The organism is Bartonella sp. AP30XZML, assembly GCF_042195945.1.
Classification (GTDB): domain Bacteria; phylum Pseudomonadota; class Alphaproteobacteria; order Rhizobiales; family Rhizobiaceae; genus Bartonella.
Window position 1 is genome coordinate 96,601 of sequence record NZ_JBHIPJ010000077.1, and the last position, 18,400, is coordinate 115,000.

The 18,400-nt window shown below is 36.4% G+C and carries 12 protein-coding genes and 1 tRNA gene; 5 read left to right on the forward strand and 8 right to left on the reverse strand.

What is annotated here, in order from left to right:
- Positions 1-246 precede the first annotated feature (246 nt).
- Positions 247-1,353 carry a branched-chain amino acid aminotransferase gene (locus tag ACFIL2_RS05810; RefSeq protein WP_375680603.1) on the forward strand — a complete coding sequence of 369 codons (1,107 nt, stop codon included), beginning with the start codon at positions 247-249 and terminating at the stop codon, positions 1,351-1,353.
- 105 nt (positions 1,354-1,458) lie between these two features.
- On the opposite strand, the gene glpX is transcribed toward ACFIL2_RS05810, so the two are convergent.
- Together glpX and ACFIL2_RS05820 are read right to left on the reverse strand one after the other, a co-directional pair.
- On the reverse strand, positions 1,459-2,445 hold the full coding sequence (gene glpX / locus ACFIL2_RS05815; protein WP_375634464.1) for a class II fructose-bisphosphatase: 987 nt from the start codon (positions 2,443-2,445) through the stop codon (positions 1,459-1,461).
- A gap of 143 nt (positions 2,446-2,588) precedes the next feature.
- Positions 2,589-3,905: a homoserine dehydrogenase gene (locus ACFIL2_RS05820; RefSeq protein ID WP_375633188.1), complete on the reverse strand. Its 1,317-nt coding sequence runs from the start codon at positions 3,903-3,905 to the stop codon at positions 2,589-2,591.
- Positions 3,906-5,159: 1,254 nt separating this feature from the next.
- Here ACFIL2_RS05820 and ACFIL2_RS05825 point away from each other — a divergent pair.
- The 3 genes from ACFIL2_RS05825 (at position 5,160) to ACFIL2_RS05835 (ending at position 8,779) form a co-directional block, all read left to right on the forward strand.
- Positions 5,160-5,234: transfer RNA gene (locus ACFIL2_RS05825), tRNA-Glu, on the forward strand.
- A gap of 784 nt (positions 5,235-6,018) precedes the next feature.
- Positions 6,019-7,233, forward strand: coding sequence for an NADP-dependent isocitrate dehydrogenase (locus ACFIL2_RS05830; RefSeq protein ID WP_375639866.1), 1,215 nt, complete (start codon positions 6,019-6,021; stop codon positions 7,231-7,233).
- A gap of 118 nt (positions 7,234-7,351) precedes the next feature.
- Complete coding sequence (locus tag ACFIL2_RS05835; RefSeq protein WP_375617767.1) at positions 7,352-8,779, forward strand: MFS transporter; 1,428 nt, start codon at positions 7,352-7,354, stop codon at positions 8,777-8,779.
- Between the two features lie 44 nt (positions 8,780-8,823).
- On the opposite strand, the gene ACFIL2_RS05840 is transcribed toward ACFIL2_RS05835, so the two are convergent.
- Both ACFIL2_RS05840 and tgt read right to left on the reverse strand, forming a co-directional pair.
- On the reverse strand, positions 8,824-10,023 hold the full coding sequence (locus tag ACFIL2_RS05840) for an MFS transporter (protein WP_375680604.1): 1,200 nt from the start codon (positions 10,021-10,023) through the stop codon (positions 8,824-8,826).
- Positions 10,024-11,301: 1,278 nt separating this feature from the next.
- On the reverse strand, positions 11,302-12,420 hold the full coding sequence (gene tgt / locus ACFIL2_RS05845; protein WP_375680605.1) for a tRNA guanosine(34) transglycosylase Tgt: 1,119 nt from the start codon (positions 12,418-12,420) through the stop codon (positions 11,302-11,304).
- A gap of 1,007 nt (positions 12,421-13,427) precedes the next feature.
- Between tgt and ACFIL2_RS05850 the strand changes: the two genes are divergently transcribed.
- Positions 13,428-13,550, forward strand: coding sequence for a hypothetical protein (locus ACFIL2_RS05850; RefSeq protein ID WP_375633837.1), 123 nt, complete (start codon positions 13,428-13,430; stop codon positions 13,548-13,550).
- A gap of 305 nt (positions 13,551-13,855) precedes the next feature.
- On the opposite strand, the gene ACFIL2_RS05855 is transcribed toward ACFIL2_RS05850, so the two are convergent.
- The 4 genes from ACFIL2_RS05855 to gyrA are packed head-to-tail and all read right to left on the reverse strand — an operon-like array spanning position 13,856 to position 18,297.
- Positions 13,856-14,368 (reverse strand): peptidylprolyl isomerase, encoded by a 513-nt coding sequence (locus ACFIL2_RS05855; RefSeq protein WP_375654999.1) that lies wholly within the window; start codon positions 14,366-14,368, stop codon positions 13,856-13,858.
- A gap of 18 nt (positions 14,369-14,386) precedes the next feature.
- Positions 14,387-14,980 (reverse strand): peptidylprolyl isomerase, encoded by a 594-nt coding sequence (locus ACFIL2_RS05860; protein ID WP_375654998.1) that lies wholly within the window; start codon positions 14,978-14,980, stop codon positions 14,387-14,389.
- Positions 14,981-14,982: 2 nt separating this feature from the next.
- The gene (coaD, locus tag ACFIL2_RS05865; protein ID WP_375634457.1) at positions 14,983-15,489 is read right to left on the reverse strand and encodes a pantetheine-phosphate adenylyltransferase; all 507 of its coding nucleotides are present in this window, start codon (positions 15,487-15,489) and stop codon (positions 14,983-14,985) included.
- Between the two features lie 24 nt (positions 15,490-15,513).
- Positions 15,514-18,297 carry a DNA gyrase subunit A gene (gene gyrA / locus ACFIL2_RS05870; RefSeq protein ID WP_375654997.1) on the reverse strand — a complete coding sequence of 928 codons (2,784 nt, stop codon included), beginning with the start codon at positions 18,295-18,297 and terminating at the stop codon, positions 15,514-15,516.
- Positions 18,298-18,400: the final 103 nt, after the last annotated feature.

An 18,400-nucleotide genomic window follows, 5' to 3' on the forward strand; every position in this document is an offset into this window, starting at 1 on the left:
ATTATTCAGATACTTATTTTGAGAAAACGATAATTATAGAAAAAAGTTCCAGCTTACTTCATAAAGTTGAGAAAAAGAGGCGAGAGTAGAATTAAAATATCTATCATAGCCTTTGAATTCTATAATAAACCTCTTTGTGTTTTATAATAAAACATTGACACAAAGGTTTTGTTAATAATAGAGTTGTGATCAAAATATCTCATTATTTTTATTAATAAAAATGAAACATACTCAAAAGGTTTTTTTATGAAATCTCCTATATCGTCGCTTCCCTTAAAAATAGAAAAACACCCATCTCCTCTGTCAGAAGAAAAATGTGAAGAAATTTTAAAAAGTCCCGGTTTTGGTCAATTTTTCACAGACCACATGTGTACTATTCAATGGACTGAAGACAAAGGCTGGCATAATGCCATCATTTCTCAATACAAAGCTTTAGAAATTAACCCTGCAAGTACCGTTTTACATTACGGACAGGAAATTTTTGAGGGTTTAAAAGCATATCGAGCAAAAGATGGGCGCATCTTGCTCTTCCGTCCTGATGCCAATGCACAACGCTTTATAGAATCAGCGAGGCGTTTAGCTATGCCAGAATTGCCAAAAGATATTTTTCTGGATGCCGTTCATAAATTAGTAAAAATTGATCAAAAATGGGTTTCTAATCATCCCAACGCTAGCCTCTATATCCGTCCATTTATGTTTGGCAATGAAAACTTTTTGGGAGTCCGCCCTTCTCAAGAATATCTTTTTTGTATCATAGCCTCTCCAGTTGAATCCTATTTCAAAGGAGAAGAAAAATCTGTCAATGTATGGATTGAAACAGATTATAGCCGCGCTGGTCCAGGGGGCACAGGCGCTGCAAAATGTGGAGGAAACTATGCAGCAAGCTTACTGGCACAAAAAACTGCAACTGAAAATAATTGTAGCCAAGTACTCTTTCTTGATATGATTGAACATAAATGGATTGAAGAACTTGGTGGTATGAATGTCTGCTTTATTATGGCAGATAGTACACTTGTAACCCCTGCGCTTAACGGCACTATTCTTCCAGGGATAACTCGTGATTCAATCTTAAGGTTAGCTCAACAAATGGGATTAAAAATAGAAGAGCGTCCTTATTCTTTTGCAGCACTTCAAGAAGATGCAAAGAGTGGACACCTTAAAGAAGTCTTTGCTTGTGGTACAGCTGCCGTTGTCACATCAATTGGTCGTTTTAAATATAAAGGGGGAGAATTTATTATTGGAAATGAAACAGTTGGAGGAGTTACAAAGCAGCTTCGTACACAATTGGTTGGCATTCAAAAAGGGAACATAGAAGATAAAAATGGCTGGGTTCATTCTGTCCAGCTCTCATAATAATAAGATATTCTCATATCTATAAACGCTTCCATAAAAATAGATTCATGGAAGCGTATTTCCTAGAAAAACTCCCTCTATTTTTAATGACGAAAAAAGAAAGCATTAATCAAATTTTGAATGATCTCTATGCTGCGCTTTAATATTACGGACTGTACCCGTATGGGAGCGCATTATGAGAGTTTCCGTTTGAATGTAACGAGATGTAAATTTAACACCAGAAAGCATATTGCCATCTGTCACCCCTGTTGCTGCAAACAAAACATCACCCTTTGCCATTTCTTCCATTGTATAAGCTTTATTGGGATCACTAATCCCCATTTTAGCTGCACGAGCAATTTTCTCTTCTGTATCTAGCAGCAAACGACCTTGCATCTGTCCTCCAATACAGCGCAAAGCAGCAGAAGCTAAAACACCTTCAGGTGCTCCCCCAATCCCCATATAGATATCAATACCTGTTTCTTCTGGATCAGTTGTATCAATAACAGCAGCAACATCTCCATCCCCAATCAAGCGAATCGATGCCCCTGTTGCACGTACTTCATTAACCAATTTTTCATGACGAGGTCTATCCATAATACAAACAACAATCTGATTAACAGCCACTCCTTTAGCCTTCGCAAGAGCATGGATATTATCGGTAGGACAAGCATCTATATCTACTACTCCCTTTGGATAACCAGGACCAATAGCAATTTTTTTCATATAAACATCAGGAGCGTAAAGGAGATTACCTTTTTCAGCAATTGCAATTACTGCCAAAGAATTGGCAATATTTTTAGCACAAAGTGTTGTTCCCTCTAGTGGATCAAGTGCAATATCGATCGCCAACCCACTTTGAAGACCTACTTTTTCTCCAATATAAAGCATAGGCGCTTCATCCCGCTCACCTTCACCAATCACCACTGTACCATCAATAGGCAATCGATTAAGTTCCTGCCGCATTGCATCTACAGCAGCCTGATCCGCAGCTTTTTCATCGCCACGCCCGCGCCAGCGTGCAGCAGCAACAGCAGCACGTTCAGTAACACGTACCAATTCAAGCGTCAAAATACGATCAAGTCCATTTAAAATCTTCTGAGTTGTGGGCATATGAAAAAATCCTACCGAATGAATACCAGAAAAAATATGAGTCCTTATTAAATACTAAGAATAAAGTTTTTGGCAAAGATGAAAATTTTCCACAAGAAACAAAAGAACTCAAGCTTGCCTTTTTGTCATTATCAAGAAAGTTATCAATTCTCTGCCATAGGCTCAATACGAATAAATTGAGATTTTGCAACAAGATGTCCATCTTTTTCAATTTCTGCAAGTGCCTGTCGTACATTCACCTCTGTTGTTTCATGCGTAATTAAAATAATTGTTTTTTCAATTTGATCTTCTACAAAAGATCTTTGAACAATCGACTCCAATGAGATGTGATTATCAGCCATATGCCTTGCAACCGCGGCAAAAACACCAGTACGATCATGAACATTTAAACGAATAAAATAACCCCCTGCATGATGCGAAATACGTGCTTTTTTATGAGGAGTAAGTTCTAATGCTGGACGTCTTAAAACAGGTGCATACTGAAAACCAGAACGCGCTTTTGCTATATCAGCCAAATCACCAATAACGGCTGATGCTGTTGCCATTCCTCCGGCGCCAGGACCAGAAAACAGTAATTCACCTAATAAATCACTTTGAATAGAAAGAGCATTGGTTACGCCATTTATCTGTGCAATCATTGAAGATGTTGGTACCATTGTTGGATGAACGCGTTGCTCTATTCCAGAATCCGTTTTTAATGCAACTCCTAAAAGCTTAATCCGATACCCTAATTCATCAGCTGCTCGAATATCAATTTGCGAAATATTATGAATTCCTTCAACATAAACATCATCTAACGAAACAGCTGTTCCAAATGCCAAGCTTGTCAACAAAGCTAATTTATGAGCAGTATCATTTCCCTCAATATCAAAACTTGGATCTGCTTCAGCATATCCAAGTCTCTGTGCATCTGCTAAACAATCTTTAAATGAAAGACCTTCCGTAAACATGCGTGTTAATATATAATTACAGGTTCCATTGAGAATACCATAAATTCGCGATATCTGATTACTGACAAGTGATTCTCTCATCGCTTTGATGACAGGAATTCCCCCTGCAACAGCTGCTTCAAAATGAAGAAAAACTCCTTTTTTTTCTGCAATTATAGCCAGCTCTACTCCATGTCGAGCAAGAAGGGCTTTATTGGCTGTTACAACATGATGTCCCGCCTCAAGCGCTCTCTTAACAGCGGTGTACACCACATCCAATTCACCACCAATTAACTCTACAAAAACATCAATCTCATCAGAAGCAGCCAACTCCACGGGTGAATCAAACCATTTTATATCACTGAGATCAATTCCACGATTACGGCTTTTATCGCGCGCACTAACAGCAACGACTTTGATGAATCGCCCACATTGACAAGCTAAACTATTCGCTTTTTCACATAGAGCTCGAACAACTGAAGTACCAACCGTACCAAGTCCCGCAACACCAACTTTTAAAGCTTCTGCCATTATTAACCACTGATCCCTCTCTTCACTGAAAAATCGTTTAAATGATGTGCCAATCAACACAAAGAATACTTACATCCATAAGAACAAAAGAAATACCCCGCTCTATTCACTTCATGTTCTCCAATAGAATTATTCCCGCTTGTTCAATCAACATTCCTAAAAATATAATATTTATTGTCTTCAAAGATTTCAGAATCTTTATAAAATATCTAATTCAGAATGAAAATCTGTAAAACTGATAAATGCAAATTGCCATAAAGAAAAGTTCTAAAAAATAATCAATAACAAGTTAAAGAATATTAAGGACTTAGTAAGAAAGAATAAAAACATCTCTTCTAAATTAACAAATACGGAACAAAAAACATTCTTTCATATGAAAAATTAAGAGAATGGATAAAACAATGTAGATCAGTAAATAATAACACATTTCTTCCTACCATTCCATAGTTTGAAATATAAATCTTTAATGCAAAAATCTTAATGCACTTATATATCAAAATAGAACCTTACATTAAAGTAAAAAACAAGACTTAATATGTGCACACCATAATTCTGAAATATTATAAATATGGAGAATAAATTTGCAAAACTCAAATATTTTACCTAAACTTACTGCCACCTCTTTGAAAAACTAGCGAATTGAAATGACAAAAATCTCAATCTACCCTTTACCCATGCTAATTCATTTTCAAATAAATAACCTTCTCAACATGTGAGGGAACAAATGAAGGGGTTTTAATTTTAAATTCCTTATAAACATGTAAAAGTAAAGATAAGAAAAATATTTTTAATATATTCTGTAAATAATTGCTTTAATATTTTTATTTTCATCATACAGAATCCATTTATATTTTTTAAAATAAAATTAATCTATGGTTTATGCCTAAAAAAACTTTTGTATGATTGGTATTATTTGCTAATTTGGTAATAAATATTTGTTTTATACTTCATAAATTATACAGTTTTTTGCTTTATGATAAGCTCAAATGAGAAATCTTCTGTATAAAGGCTCTTTCTAGCAAGTTAAATAATATTCTCATGTACAAGCAAAGATAACAAACGATAAAATATGCAAAAAATAAACACACTTAAAATAATGTTTTGATCATTTTTGCCTACTAGTCAAACTGAAAAGAAACAATCCAAACAGGAATTGCTCAAAAATTATTCAATAAAACACACTTTTTTCAAAAAAAATGACACAGAGGGCTTGCGAAGTAAAAAGATCCTCTCTATAAGCCTCATCAATGGTTTGCGCCCATCGTCTAGCGGTTAGGACATCGCCCTTTCACGGCGGAAACAGGGGTTCGATTCCCCTTGGGCGTACCATAATTCTTTTTTCTATGTGTAATACATTCATTTTATTCGTATTCTTAAAAATGAGGAATGCATAAATAAAAACGAGGGAATAAGATTTTTAAAGGGATCTCTTCGTAAAAAAGATACAAGAATCATTAGATAATTGATTTCTTTGTTGCATTTCGAAGATAGTGTTTTACTGCGCAAAGTTAATAACAATAAAAATCGATAAAATATAAAAATTAGAAGGTTCTAGCTCGTGATCCGGTGAGTTTATAAGCCATATTCTTGCGTATACCGTTAATTTTTAAATTAAAACCAGCCACATCATTTATACGTTTCTTCCAACCTTCAAAACTAAAATTCACCCCAAAACACATCTTATATGAAGCATTTTTAATTACGGTGCCTTTTCACATTAAACTTTTCTATAAACAAACAGACCGTAATCTTAGAATTGAAATGCGATATAAAAATAGATTCTTATTCACCTAACACAACAAATCAAGAAACTATAATTTAGAATACAATCAACTTATTAAATGGAAACTCTGATAATAAAAATGCATAATCCTTGACCCCCAGTGATCTAACTACCTTATCTATTAAACAGATTCTTCATCAATCATAGAATAATTATAGATTTGCAAACACATCACTTCTTTTCAAAAATTAAACCCTCCAACAAAATTTACACTCTATTGATCATAGATTCTAAAAGATCATATTTGAGTGCTTTTTTCCCTTATTTTTACTTTTCATTATAAACTTGAAAGTGCTATAAAGTAGTATCGCTTAAAAAAAAGGACTTCTAATGGCAAAGATCAAAGTAGAAAACCCCGTTGTTGAACTTGATGGGGATGAGATGACCCGTATCATCTGGAAATATATCAAAGATAAATTAATCCATCCCTATCTCAACATTGATCTCAAATATTATGATCTTTCCGTCGAAAATCGTGATGCAACCAATGATCAGGTCACTATCGATTCTGCCAATGCTATCAAAAAATATGGGGTTGGTATAAAATGTGCAACCATCACACCTGATGAGGCACGCGTTAAAGAATTTAACCTAAAAAAAATGTGGAAATCACCTAATGGCACAATCCGCAATATTTTAGGAGGAGTCATTTTTCGCGAACCCATTATCTGTAAAAATGTCCCTCGCCTTGTTCCTAACTGGACAAAGCCAATTATTATTGGACGTCACGCTTTTGGTGATCAGTACAAGGCAACAGATTTTAAATTTCCAGGAAAAGGGAAATTAAGTATTAAATTTGTAGGTGATGACAATCAAGTTATTGAACATGATGTTTTTGATGCCCCAAGCGCAGGGGTTGCTATGGCTATGTATAACCTTGATGAGTCAATTCGTGATTTTGCTCGAGCATCCTTTAATTATGGACTACAAAGGAATGTCCCAGTTTATCTTTCAACAAAAAATACCATTCTAAAAACTTACGATGGTCGTTTTAAAGATATCTTTCAAGAAATATTTGATACGGAATTTAAAACTGAATTTGAAAATCGTAAATTATATTACGAACACCGCCTCATTGATGATATGGTTGCTTCTGCAATTAAATGGTCAGGAGGCTATGTATGGGCATGTAAAAACTATGATGGTGATGTTCAATCTGATATTGTTGCCCAAGGCTTTGGTTCTCTCGGTCTCATGACTTCTGTTCTTATGACACCTGACGGTAAAATTGTTGAAGCAGAGGCAGCACACGGCACTGTAACACGCCATTATCGTCAGCATCAAAAGAATGAAGAAACATCAACGAACTCTATTGCATCTATTTTTGCATGGACGCGTGGACTAGCGCACCGTGCTAAACTAGATAACAATGAGAAGTTAAAAAACTTTTCCACGACATTGGAAGAAGTTTGTATTAAAACCGTCGAAGAAGGTTTTATGACTAAAGATCTCGCACTTTTGATTGGGCCTAAACAAAAGTGGCTTTCTACAACAGGTTTCCTCGATAAAATTGATGAGAATCTCAAAAAAGCAATGGGCAATTAAGTTATTACTTAAATTAAAATTCAAAGCTCTAAACAGAGCTTTGAATTTCTCTTGGCAAATTCAAAGAAGTACCTTATAAGTAAAAAGAGGATAAATTTTTATTAAATAGCAAAAAACAGTGAAAAAACAGGGCTGGTCTGCGCTTTTATTGGGTAAAAATGGTCTTTGCTTTTTAACGTTTACAGGTGGAGTTGTGTTACACGCCACCAACGTTTATATTGTTATTACTATTTTACCCTCTCTTATGAATCATATTGGGAGTGAAATATATTATTCTTGGGTAGCTACTGTCTTTATTACAGCTTCACTCGTGGGTACTTCACTTGCAACAAAAATATTAGGGAAATTAGGTCCTCGCAATGCGTATGTTATTTCTGGACTTATCTTCACCCTAGGCACTTTTATGTGCAGCATTTCTTCATCTATGCCATTGTTTTTAATAGGACGCTTTATTCAAGGATTTGGAAGTGGTTCTTTGTTATCCCTATCCTATTCCATGGTACGGATTGTTTTCAGCCCATCTTTATGGTCACATGCATTAAGTATTATCTCTGGAATGTGGGGAATATCAACCTTGTTAGGACCAGCAATCGGGGGGCTTTCTGTATATTATGGCCTATGGCGAGCATCCTTTTTGGTCATTGGCGTATTAGCTATATTTTTCTCACTCATCGCCTTTAAATTTTTACCAAAAAAGAATGAAAACGATGTTCCAACACCCCCTCTTCCTCTTCTCCAGCTTTTCATACTCACCTTATTGATTTTTATTATTTCTGTTGGAGGGGCTATGGAGTCTACAATAGCAAAAATTTGCGGATTAGTTATCGGACTTAGTCTTCTCTTTGTTCTAGCAAAAATCGAATCATCTACCCCTCATCCTATGTTGCCCCGCAAATCCTTTTCTTTCTCTTCTGAAATCTTTTCTGTTTACGCATTGATACTTGTTATGACAACAGTCGTATACAGTATAGAACTTTATTTTCCACTTTTTCTTCAAGAGCTTCATGGACAAGCTCCACTTATTGCTGGTTATATAGCAGCACTTATGAGCCTAGGGTGGACATGTGGAGCCATCTCAAGTGCTGGTGTCTCCACAAAAAAAATTCGCAACATCATTGTATACTCGCCCCTATTAAAACTGTTAGGCATAGTGATTCTTTTATGGCTCATCCCAACAGAAGTTTCCGCGCTTAAATATATTTTTATTATTTGCTTAGCACTGTTTTCTATTGGAATCAGTGCGGGCATAGCATGGCCACATTTGCTCACAAGGATCTTACAATGTGCAAATGATGAAGATGCTCTCCGTGCCAGTGAATCCCTTACCTCTGTACAACTATTTTCAGCGGCCTTAAGTGCAACTCTAGCAGGAGTCATCACCAATCTTGCTGGTCTCTTTAATCCTGGAGGAACAATAGGAATGATCTTAGCAGCAAAAACTCTTCTTATAGTGCTCATGGGTCTTTTATTTTGTCTTGCTATTCCATTAGCACTGCGCATTTCTTACTGCATATTAAAAAACCCAACAGGACATTCCAATAACTAAAAATAAATATAAAAATTCCTTCTTCATTTTAAAAATGAAAAATATTAAGCATGCTTTTCCATATACCATGAGACGCAAAAAACCATTAATCCACACAAAGTTAGAACACTTCCTAAAACAGCTGTATATTCATAATTATAACCCAATTTTAAAACTAATGCTCCAGATTCTGCACCAAGAGCGTTGGCAATATTAAAAGCAGACTGCATTAATGCTCCTGCCAAAATCTGTCCCTGTAGTGCAACATCCATAATTTTTGTTTGTATAGAAGGCATAGCAGCAAAAGAAGTTCCAACAAAAAAGCATCCTATTGCCGCTGTTAACGGAGCATAGGATAAAAAGAAAAAAACAAAAAAAACAAATACGCTCCAAAGCATAGACAAAAATATCATCGGCGAAATACCAATTTTAACGGCCAATTTAGGCCCCAAGAGATTTCCTACCACCATACCCAATCCAACTAACGGCATGATAAATGGTACCAACTCAAGTGAAACACCAGAAATATGCATTAACGTTGGCTTGATATAAGTAAAAACAGAAAATAATCCTGACGCTCCCACCGAAACCATCAACAAAAGAAGCCACACCTGCTTTTGCTTTAATGCACCCATTTCTTGCAAAGGATTCGTTTTTGGAAAAATTGAATCACAAGGAAAAAAATTCCAAATAAGCAAGCTACACAATAAAGCAATCATACCCACAAGGATAAAAGCAATCTGCCAACCAATAAGTTGACCAATCCAAGTAGCACTTGGTGCTCCCAAAACGGTTGCAATTGTTAAGCCGAGCATAACATATCCAACAGCTTTAGAACGTTCTTTCATTTCTACCATTGAAGAAGCAACCATAGCCGCAAGTCCAAAATAGATTCCATGGGGAAGTCCACTGAGAAAGCGTAATACTACTAATATGCTAAAATCAGAAAAAAAGGCACTAGCAATATTTGCTAAAGCATAAAAAAGCATCAATCCTATCAAAACAGTTTTGCGTGATACCTGAGCTGTTGCCACAGCTAAAAGAGGTGCTCCAATCACAACTCCTAATGCATAAGCAGAAATATATTGACCAGCGGTAGGAATATCAACATAGGAACTTCGTGCCATCTCTGGCAGTAGCCCCATTGCAACAAACTCTGCAGTACCAATAGCAAAACTGCCCACGGCAAGAGCTAAAATTATTAAACGTCGTATTCTCGAATCAATTCCCAATACAAGAACCTTTTGTTGATAAGAATTCCTCATATCATCACTTCTGAATAGGAGTTTTAACTGTAAATATCTGTAATACACACAAACAAAAATTCAAAACATTGTTATACGCATGCCCAATAGTCCCCAATAAAGTTTTAGAAATATTTTGATATATAAAGCATTTTATGGAGTTTTAAGTAAGATTCTTTAATGGAAAATCTTTGAAAACCTCAAGATCATAGACGTATTCACCTATTTCTATCAGATCTACCAGATAATAAACTTTGTCTCCTCTTTTTAACCGTTGAAATTTACAGTGAAAAATTTATTTTACAACGATATACTATACCCTATAAATAATTCTAAAATTTGCTGAATAATGCATTTCAAACAAGTGAACAATATCTCATCATTATCTTGATACAAAGATAAAACCTCTCCCCCAATTATTGTTGCTTTATTTTTGCTATCTAAATGCAGATCCCCCAAATCGATAAGCTATAATTTCAACTCTAGGCCATTCTTATAAATTATTATAGAGTCTTTTAAAAATTCTCATGATAATAGTGCTTGGTTTCTAGATTTATTAAATATCCTCTTTTAGGCATCTTTCCCCCTCCCTCACAGAGGAATCGCATCAGATATCTAACTCACTATCTGTAAATTAAAATATTCACGTAAATATATTATTGATTATTTTCAGATAAATTCTATAAACAAAGTATAAAATAAATATAATAATTTTTATTTCAATATATCTATTGATATTTTATAATATATTATAATTATTGTGATTATTGTTTAATTTATTATGACATAATATATATAGTTTTATAATATTAATAATATTAAATAAATCTATTTTAAATAAATTTATATATAAAAACTTAAAAAATAAAATTATAACATTTTAAATTTTGTAATTTTATTTTAGCTTTATTTTAATTTTCTAAAAATTTATCTGTTCGATTGTATATAATCCATTCTTTACCTTTAGTAATAAAAAACACCAAGTAGCTCATAAAAGTACAATTTTCATACTTCTTTAAGAGTTCGCTAACGCCTCATTAACATTGTTGCTGTAAACAGTCATCAGAAACAGAAAAACTGTTTTTCTCCGGATCAGGTAGCGCGTACCGGAGTAACAGTTTCTGTTTTATATAGTAATTAGAAAAGAATATGTGCCCTTATAAAACCGCACTGTTATATCCTAAGATAGTGAAATTTTATAATTTTGGAAGATGTTTCTAATTTCATATTTTTAACTAAATTTGTAAGTGCGAGAATAAATTCAATAAAAAAATGAGGTGCTATATTACGATTAATATTTTAGCGTCCTTGTGCCCATAGAGCACACGTTTCAGCGCAAAAATCAGCATAACAGCCTTCCTCAATGGCATCACGAATTCCCTGCATAAGTTGTTGATAATAAAAAAGATTATTCCAAGTCAACAACATCCCCCCAAGAGATTCACCAGATTTGATCAAATGATGCAAATAAGCACAACTATAATCATGTGTTGCTGGACAAAGTGACTGTGGATCAAGAGGATGTGGATCTTCTGCATAACGCGCATTACGCAAATTAATTCTACCAAAGCGGGTAAAAGCTAAACCATGACGTCCTGCACGCGTTGGCATAACACAATCAAACATATCAACACCACGTGCAACACTTTGTAAAATATCATCAGGTGTCCCTACTCCCATAAGATAGCGTGGTTTATCCTCTGGTAAAATCGGACAAGTAGTATCCAATACTGCTGTCATAACACTCTGCGGCTCACCAACAGCAAGCCCTCCAATAGCGTAACCTTTTAAATCGATTTCTTTTAATGCTTGAGCAGAACGTTCACGCAGTTTCATATTATCACCACCTTGAACAATCCCAAACAATGCTTTATCTGGCTGATCTCCAAAAGCTGTTTTACAACGCAACGCCCACCGCAATGAAAGTTCCATAGCTTCTTCCATTTCTTTTTCAGTTGCTGGTAATGCAATACATTGATCCAACTGCATCTGGATATCTGCACCAAGAAGTCCTTGAATTTCGATAGAACGCTCTGGACTCATTTCATAGTAAGCTCCATTAATGTAAGAGCGAAAAATCACACCTTGTTCAGTAATTTTACGGATTCCCGCCAATGACATAACCTGAAAGCCACCAGAATCGGTTAAAATAGGTCCGCTCCAGCGTGAAAATTCATGTAATCCTCCCAAACGCGCAACACGTTCAGCTCCTGGACGTAACATTAAATGATAAGTATTCCCTAAAATGATATCTGCACCAAGATCACGTATCTGATCCATATACATAGCCTTAACGGTTCCTGCCGTTCCAACAGGCATAAATGCAGGTGTACGAACACATCCTCGCCCCGTTATAATTTCGCCTCGACGTGCATACCCATCTTGAGCAATTTTTCTATAATGAAATGTCTTTATCATAACTCTCGTCTTTTTGATTCCATCACTGCATATCTCTATAGAAAGAAAAAAGATATCCCCTTACGAGCATTGTCATAAGCTTTATGAATTAATTTTTGATTCGCTCAATATTGTAACCAGCATAAAAAATTAAACGAGATAAAAGAACATTTCTTGTTAAGAAATCACCATAATAAAAGTAATAATCTAGCTCCAGAAAAATAGTAAAATCCTTATAATATCATACCTCAAAATACCTACGCTTAACGCACTAAAGCCTTAATAGAACTACAAAATTATTATCACAATAATCTCATCTTAACATACTTCCATAAGCAATAACTTTGTACGCATAGAAGAAAATTCTGAACGCATTGTACAGCCTACAATATTGTTTACTTTTACAGATAAAAATTTTTCATCTGCTGAGCACGGCGATCCCCACGCTTAATAAAAGCGCAAATGAGCATAATCATTTATCCCCTTACAATATTGAGATAGCTCTTGGCACTTGAGATAATTCACAAAAGGAATTAACGTGTAAAAACACTTAAAAAAACTAAAAATGCTTTTTGTAAAGATTCTCAAATATCAAAAGCTCTATCGTAACATTAGAGGCTGAAAAAGCGTATGATGTCCCCCTCTTGCTCCTTCACAAGCTTTAAAGATGGTGGTGCATAATAGATTTATAGCTTTAAAACTATACACGCCACGAACGTCATTATGGAAGTGAATGTTGATATGTACTGAGAAATGCTTCTTAAAAAACACGTAAATGTGCAACATTAAGTATATTCCATTTGGAGCGTTCCTCTATTAAAAAACGAGAAAAATAAAAGCGTAAGTCCATGCATAATCTTCATTATTTAAAAGATATTGCATTAGATACTTAAAAAAAGTAAAGTTGAATTAAAAAGGAGATGGCAAGACTAGCCATTTGTTTCACTTCTGCGCCTTTATTATATTCTTCTAAGATTAATTCTTATTTTAAAGATTACACCAATATACATAAACGCTGATTTTCCACCTTGCTAGGCAAAACTGGAGCAGCTAGTAAGGCTCTTATCCGTATTAATATGTGTGCGGCTGCATTAGGATTGGATGTTGATTTACAAGCAGCAACAAAAGCACACGCTCTCTCAGGAAAATAACATCATAAAACCATTAATAGACCAACAATAAATTGAAGAGAAATGCCGAATTTTTTATAAAACACTTTTCCAAACAAAAACCATAACATAACAGACTTTGCGTTTTCTTATTCTGACAGGTGTTTGTACAAATCCTTTACATTATACTCTTCAGGAAGATCCGATTGAAGTAAATATATGGACAATTCTTAGCTCGAAATTATAAAAGGTAAGCGTGATACTACAAAATAGTTTTGTGTGCCTTTATTGATCAGAAAAGAGTATTTTTTCTTAGAAACTTACAATTGAAGTCAGTATAATTTATACTATTTTGCATCCGCAGCAATAACGGCTTTGGTAATTGAATCTGGATCTGCAACAGGTTCACCACGTTTAATTTTGTCAACATTTTCCATACCTTCAACAACCTGTCCCCATATGGAATATTGACGATCAAGCCACGGAGCATCTGCAAAACAAATAAAAAACTGAGAATTAGCAGAATTTGGATTCTGACTACGTGCCATAGAAACTGTACCACGCTTATGAGAAAGATTTGAAAACTCTGCTGTTAAATTTATTTTTTCTGCCCCCCCCATACCAGCACGTGATAAATCGAATTTATCACTATCCTTCTTTCCAAATTGCACATCCCCTGTTTGCGCCATAAAACCATCAATAACGCGATGGAAAATAACATTATCATAAGCACCTTCACGTACCAGTTCTTTAATACGTGCAACATGACAAGGTGCTAAATCAGCAAAAAGCTCAATAACAACTCTGCCCTTTGTTGTTTCAAGAATTAAAGTATTCTCTAGATTTTTATTCTCAGCCATATGGAAAGCTCCCTTGATTCATTTCTCAACTTGTAAAGTAGCAGCATTAATAACATCAGGATTTTTTACAGATCCATTATTACTTGTCGTACCTTTTTTTATTTTATCAACAACATCCATCCCCTTTATAACCTCTCCAACAACCGTATACTGACCGTTTAAAAAAGCAGTATCATCAAAACAAATGAAGAATTGAGAATTCGCGGAATCCGGATCTTGTGATCGTGCCATCCCAACTGTACCACGCTTAAACGGCTGTTTTGAAAACTCTGCCGGTATATTAGGATAATTTGAGCCCCCCATACCAACGCGTTTCAGATCAAAATCTCTACTGCCCTTTTTTCCAAATTCTACATCACCAGTTTGTGCCATAAAGCCAGGAATTACACGATGAAAAACAACATTATTATAGGCCCCTTCCTCTGTTAATCTTTTGATTTGCGCAACATGTTTTGGCGCCAAATCAGGACGCAGACGAATAACAACATCACCATTGTTGAGAGATAAAACAAGAAGGCTTGCATCACTTGCTGGGCTAGGATTACCAGCGACAGGGGACAATGAAAAAAAACAAAATACACATATCAAAACAGCAAAAATTCTACGAGACACACTTATTCTCCCTTAAAAGATTGGTATTTCAAGCTTAAAGCTTGTGCAACATTGGGCGGTACAAATGGTGTCACATCACCTCCCATAGAGGCAATTTGGCGTACCAATGTAGAAGTTATCGCACGCCCAGAAACACTTGCCGGCAAAAAAACAGTTTGCAATTCAGGAGCCAGAATGCCATTCATCCCTGCCATTTGCATTTCATAATCAAGATCAGTACCATCACGCAATCCACGAACGAGAAATGAAGCACCAACTTCACGCGCCTTCTCAATGAGAAGGTTACTAAATGAAAGAACCTGCAATCGATTAGAATCTGCACCAAACAAGTCTTTCCCTACCTGCATAATGAAATCAACACGCTCTTCAAAGCTAAAGAGTGTTTTTTTGTCAGCCTGTATACCTATAGCGACGACCACCTTATCAGCTAACACAAAACACCCTTTTAAAACATCAAGATGACCGTTTGTAAGAGGATCAAATGAACCTGCGTAAAGAGCAATTTTCATGATTTTACTCCTTCCTCTTCAAAATTATTTTTCTTCGCTCATATCAATCGTATCAGAATGCTTCACACTTTCATCATCTAATGAACTCGTATCATCTTCAGGTTCAGAAATACGTTCAACCGATACGACTCTTTCACCTTCAGCTGTATTAAAAATCGTAACGCCCTTAGTTGAGCGCCCAGCAGTACGAATTCCCTCAATAGGGACACGAATAAGCTGCCCCCCATCTGATACCAACATAATTTGATCTTGCGCCTTCACCGGAAAAGCCGCTACTAATTTACCAATTTCAGCTGTTTTAGATGGATCTGTTGCGCGAATCCCTTTTCCGCCACGTCCCGAAATCCGGAACTCATAGGAAGAAGAGCGTTTACCATAACCAAACTCACTCACCGTCAAAAGCATTTGTTCACGTGCATGAAGTTCTGCATAACGTTCATCTGTTAACTCTGTTTCAGCACCCCCATCTTCCTCATCAAGAGTTATAATATCTTCAATATCAGCATCTGCACCAGAAGCACGCCGTTCACTCATTACACGTTTAATATAAGCAGAACGCTCAATGGACGTCGCCTCGACATGCTCTAAAATTGTCATCGAAATGACTTTATCGCCTTTAGCTAAATTGATACCACGAACTCCCACAGAATTACGCCCAGCAAAGACCCGAACATCAACAACTGGAAAACGGATACATTGTCCATTGGCTGTTGTTAGAACAACATCATCATGTTCTGTACAGGTTTCAACAGAAAGAATTTCATCTTCTTCATCAAGTTTCATCGCAATTTTACCATTACGATTAACCTGAACGAAATCTGATAATTTATTACGACGCACAGTTCCACGTGTTGTCGCGAACATAATATCTAATGCACTCCAGCTCGCTTCATCTTCAGGCAAAGGCATAATCGTTGTAATACGCTCACCTTGTTGTAAGGGAAGCATATTGATCAAAGCCCGCCCACGCGATTGGGGTGTCCCCAGCGGCAGTCGCCAAACTTTTTCCTTATAAACAATCCCACGTGATGAAAAGAAAAGAACCGGAGTATGCGTATTGGCAACAAACAACCGCGTTACAAAATCCTCATCCTTCGTGGACATACCAGAACGCCCCTTACCACCACGTCGCTGTGCACGATAGGTATTAAGAGGCACACGCTTAATATAGCCACTATGGCTTACCGTTACCACCATATCCTCTGATGCGATCAGATCTTCACTCTCCATCTCAGCGCTACCAAAACCAAATACGGTACGTCGCGGCGTTGCAAATTCCTCACGAAGAGCACTCAACTCATCCTTAACAATACACATAATGCGTACACGTGATGCCAAGATCTCAAGATAGTCAGCAATATCCACACCAATTTTATTCAATTCATCAGCGATTTCATCACGCCCAAGGGCTGTCAATCGTTGCAAACGCAATTCTAAAATAGCACGCGCCTGTTCTTCAGAGAGATTATAAGTACCATCCTCATGAATAATATGACGAGGATCATCAATAAGTTTAATCAAAGGCGCGACATCCATCGCTGGCCAGCGTCGCTCCATTAACTGTGCACGTGCTGTCTGCGGATCAGGAGCTTTGCGAATAAGCGCTATAATTTCATCAATATTGGCAACAGCAAGGGCAAGTCCAACCAAAACATGTGCTCGCTCACGCGCTTTACGCAAAAGATATTTTGTTCGCCGACTGACAACTTCTTCCCGAAAAGAAACAAATGCACGAAGCATATCAAGCAACGTCATCTGTTCGGGTTTTCCCCCATTCAAAGCAACCATATTACAACCAAAGGAAGTTTGTAGCGGCGTATACCGATATAATTGGTTTAAAACAACTTCCGCAACAACATCTTTCTTCAGCTCAATAACAACGCGATATCCATCACGATCAGATTCGTCACGCAAATCAGAGATTCCCTCAATGCGTTTATCGCGCACCAATTCAGCCATTTTCTCAATCATTGTTGCCTTATTAACTTGATAAGGGATCTCACTCACAATAATTGCTTGTCGACCACTGCGAATTTCTTCGATCTCAACTTTAGCACGCATAATGATTGAGCCACGCCCTGTTTCATAAGCTGCACGAACACCAGAGTGGCCAAGGATAATACCCCCTGTAGGAAAATCCGGACCAGGAATAATTTCAATTATTTTATCGAGTGTGATATCGGGATTATCAATCAAAGCGATACAACCATCAACGACTTCACCAAGATTATGGGGAGGAATATTGGTTGCCATTCCCACAGCAATCCCCCCTGACCCATTAACCAAAAGATTGGGAAAACGCGCTGGCAAGACAACCGGTTCACGCTCACGCCCATCGTAATTATCCTGAAAATCAACAGTATCTTTATCAATATCAGCTAAAAGTTCTTCTGAAACTTTTTCTAAACGACACTCAGTATAGCGCATAGCCGCGGGTGGATCACCATCAACGGAACCAAAATTTCCCTGACCATCAATCAATGGATTTCTTAAAGAAAAGTCCTGCGCCATACGTACTAAAGCATCATAAATTGAAGCATCACCATGGGGATGAAATTTCCCCATAACCTCACCAACAACACCAGCAGATTTACGATATGACTTATTAAAAGAAAGCCCCATCTCATTCATAGCATAAAGGATACGTCGATGAACAGGCTTAAGACCATCACGAACATCAGGGAGTGCACGTGAAACAATCACGCTCATCGCATAATCGAGATAGGAGCGTTGCATTTCATCAATAATACTGATTGGTTCAATACCTGTTAGCACATCACGTTCTGGGTGTGGAGTAAGATCGGTCACAATTTTAAAACTTTCAAAAAAGAATCATTTCACTTTATTTATATCGAAAAATACACCAAAATGCTAATTTCTCCCCCATGACAAAAAGTCATTTAACAATATT

Excerpts from the sequence above, each read along its gene's own strand:
- ACFIL2_RS05840 (WP_375680604.1), bottom strand. The coding sequence starts at position 10,023 with ATGAGGAATTCTTATCAACAAAAGGTTCTTGTATTGGGAATTGATTCG.
- tgt (WP_375680605.1), bottom strand. The coding sequence starts at position 12,420 with ATGATAAAGACATTTCATTATAGAAAAATTGCTCAAGATGGGTATGCA.
- ACFIL2_RS05830 (WP_375639866.1), top strand. The coding sequence starts at position 6,019 with ATGGCAAAGATCAAAGTAGAAAACCCCGTTGTTGAACTTGATGGGGAT.
- coaD (WP_375634457.1), bottom strand. The coding sequence starts at position 15,489 with ATGAAAATTGCTCTTTACGCAGGTTCATTTGATCCTCTTACAAACGGT.
- ACFIL2_RS05810 (WP_375680603.1), top strand. The coding sequence starts at position 247 with ATGAAATCTCCTATATCGTCGCTTCCCTTAAAAATAGAAAAACACCCA.
- ACFIL2_RS05855 (WP_375654999.1), bottom strand. The coding sequence starts at position 14,368 with ATGGCTGAGAATAAAAATCTAGAGAATACTTTAATTCTTGAAACAACA.
- glpX (WP_375634464.1), bottom strand. The coding sequence starts at position 2,445 with ATGCCCACAACTCAGAAGATTTTAAATGGACTTGATCGTATTTTGACG.
- ACFIL2_RS05820 (WP_375633188.1), bottom strand. The coding sequence starts at position 3,905 with ATGGCAGAAGCTTTAAAAGTTGGTGTTGCGGGACTTGGTACGGTTGGT.